Here is a 2,956-nt window from a genome sequence, read left to right as displayed (position 1 = left end):
ACGTACGGCCGGGGGGCGCGCGGCGCCGTACCGCCGTAGGTGTCCTGGCCCTCGTCGATGCGGCTGGGCTCGCCGTAGGCCAGCCAGCCGCCGAGGAGCTGGAGGCCGTCGTCCCAGAAGCCGTTCGTCTCGATCCGCCTGCTCTCCGCCGAGCCGATGCGGGCCGCCTGGACCCACGCCGTCCGCCCGTCGGACTCCTCCCAGGCGACATGGGTGGCGGAGACGGCGGACTCCGGCATCCGGTACCCGTTCGGGTGGGCCGAGACGACCGCGGCCGTCGCCAGGTCCACGACCGCCCGCGAGCGGGGCTCGTTCATGCCGAGGCCGCAGTCGAGGACGGCGGTGCCGGTGGCGTACGCGCTCACGTTGAGGTCGCAGATGGTGTCCGGCAGGCCGGTCACCGGGCGGGCGACGGGCCTGCCGTCCTCGACGGTGACGAGGTGCGGCTTCCAGGGCCCCGCCTCCTCGTCGTCCACCAGGACGACGAGGGTCGAGCCGACGGCGCCGCTGAAGTAGTGGTTCGCGCCCAGCAGGTCGAGGTCGACGCGCACCGGGGCCGCCGACGGGGCGGCCATGTCGTGCAGGGTCAGGACCCGGTTGTCGGACGGCTCGGCCGCCTCGCCGGTCACGACGACGTCCGAGACCCCGCCGGTCACCAGCGCGGCGGGCGGCAGGACGGTGGAGGAGCCGTCCGCGAAGCGCGTCCAGCGGTACTCGGGGGCGGCGGTGCCGGTCACGTTCGTCCGCGTCAGGAACCCGGTGGTGCCCGCGCCGACGACCTCCGCGTTCACCGGGAACCGTACGGGGGACTCCTCCGCCGCCCCGGCGGCCACCGCGGCGGGAGCGGGGGCCGCGGTCGCCGGGACCGCGGCCACGACGCCCCCGGTGGCCGCGAGGACGACGGTGACGGCCGCGGCCGTGAGACGCCGTCCTGACGTGCGTATACGCATCATGATCTTCCTCTCCTGGAGGAGAGGAGAGTAGCGGCCGGCCGGCGGCGAACTCCCGGCGGGGGACGGACCCTTGCGGCCGCGCCTACGGGCCGTCCCCGCGCGGGGTGAGACAGAAGGGGTGACCGGCCGGGTCGGTGACGGGAGGAGAGGCTCTAGTCCGCGGTGCCCTGGGCCTTCGGGGCCTGTCGGTCCTTCCGGTCCTCCCCGTCCTCGTGGTCCTCCCCGTCCTTCGCCGCCGCCCGCTTCCGGTCGTCGTCCAGCGCGGCCGGGCGGCCCGTCAGGGCGGCGAGGGAGTTGCGGATGTGCTCCATGTGGGAGTGGATCTCGTCGCGCGCCTCCTCGTGCTCCCGCAGCACCCGTTCCGTCGCACGCGCGATCCGCTCCGCCTTGAGGCGGGCCTCCGCGAGGAGCTCGGCCGCGCGGGCCTCGGCGTCCTCCTGGCCGTGCCGGGCCTGCTCCTCGGTCGCGGACAGGGTCCGGCGGGCCTCCGCGAGGCGTTCCTCGGCCCGGGCGAACTGCTCCTCGTGGCGGGCGTCCAGTTCGGCCGCCCGCACCTCGGCCGCGCGCTCGGCCTCCTCCCGTACGGTCGCCTGCTCGGCGCGCTGTCCGGCCAGGAGCGCCTCCGCGCGGGCCACGGTCTCCTCGTACGCCTCCCGGGCCGCGTTCCTGGCGCCCTCGGCGTCCCGCAGGGCGACCGTCCGCAGCTCCTCGGCCCGGCGGCGGGCCTCCTCCAGGGCCGCGCGGGCCGTCGCCTCGGCCTCCTCCCGTACCCCTTCGGCGTACGTCCGGGCCGACTCCGCCGCCTCCCGGGCCGCCTCGGCGGCGGCCTCCGCGAGCGCCTGCGCCTCGGCCTCGGCCGCCCGTACGAGCCGCTCGTCCTCCTGCTCCGCGAGCTCCAGGATCTTCTGCGCCGCCTCGCCCAGCGACTCGTACCGCTGCGGCGGCAGCGCCTCCGCCTCGGCGCGCAGCCGGGCGGCCTCGGCCTCCATCTCCTTCTCGAGGACGGTGAGCCGCGCCGCCCGTTCCCAGGCGCCGTCGCGTTCCCCGGAGAGCGCGGCGAGGAAGCGGTCGACCTGCTCCGGCCGGTACCCGCGGCCCCGTCCGACAGCGAAACTCATCCCTGACGCCCCTTCCGTATGGACTCGAGCATCAAGGATGCTCCATGAGAACGGACAAAAGGCGCCCGACGTGAACACACGTCGAGCGCCTTTGATCACATCCTGTCGTGCCGGTCCGTGCTCAGAGCAGGCCGTCCCACATCTGCTCCAGCAGCACCGACCACCAGTTCTCCGGCGACGACAGCGCCGCCGGGTCCAGCATCGCCAGCTGCGCCTGGAAGTCCACCGTCCACCGGCCCGCCTGCTCCGGGTTCAGACCGAACCGCAACCGCCACATCCGGCCCAGCAGCGCCATGCACCGCACGAACTCCGGCAGACCGGTGTTCACGAACTGCGGCGGCACCGGCTGCCCGCCCGGACCGGCCTCGACCGGCACCGCCACGATGTGCGCGGTCCCGTACTGGACGCAGATCGCCCGCCCGAAGTCCGACCCGAGCACCAGGTACGAGCTCGCGTCCCCGGCCGGCTGCACCTGCCGCTGCGCGGCCAGCTCCGCCAGCGTCGGCACCACCGGCACCGCCGGCTGCGCCCAGAAGAACGGACCGAAGTCCGCCGGCAGACCCGCCCACACCAGCGTCCGCGCCACCAGCTCGGGCACGCCCTGCCGGGACACCGCCCGCTGGTCGAAACGGAGGATGCCCGGACCGAACGCCCCGCCGAGCTCCTGCGCCACCGCCTCCGGCGGCAGCGGCGGGGCGGGCTGCACCTGCGGCAGCGGCGCCCGCACCGGCGCGGGACGCGCCGGACCGTCCGCCACTTGGTGCAGCTCGCCCTGATGGGTCAGCAACTGGCGCATGCCCTGCTGCCGGCCCGCGTGATCACGGCCGTACGGGGCGATGCTGGTGATCCGCGCCTGCGGCCACGTCTCCCGGATCATCCGGGCGC

2 protein-coding genes and 1 pseudogene are annotated in these 2,956 nt (G+C 75.4%); all 3 read right to left on the bottom strand.

The window, feature by feature from the left end:
- Positions 1-953: pseudogene (locus RIF68_RS32980) on the bottom strand (N-acetylmuramoyl-L-alanine amidase); the annotation flags it as partial.
- Between the two features lie 152 nt (positions 954-1,105).
- Positions 1,106-2,071 (bottom strand): cellulose-binding protein, encoded by a 966-nt coding sequence (locus RIF68_RS32975; RefSeq protein WP_309055091.1) that lies wholly within the window; start codon positions 2,069-2,071, stop codon positions 1,106-1,108.
- A gap of 121 nt (positions 2,072-2,192) precedes the next feature.
- The coding region (locus RIF68_RS32970) for an SUKH-4 family immunity protein (protein ID WP_309055089.1) at positions 2,193-2,956 on the bottom strand (764 nt) is incomplete at its 5' end.

It is taken from the genome of Streptomyces sp. (assembly GCF_031178505.1).
GTDB classification, from domain to species: Bacteria; Actinomycetota; Actinomycetes; order Streptomycetales; family Streptomycetaceae; genus Streptomyces; species Streptomyces gulbargensis.
This window is presented reverse-complemented; position numbering and strand designations above follow the sequence as displayed.

Excerpts from the sequence above, each read along its gene's own strand:
- RIF68_RS32975 (WP_309055091.1), bottom strand. The coding sequence starts at position 2,071 with ATGAGTTTCGCTGTCGGACGGGGCCGCGGGTACCGGCCGGAGCAGGTC.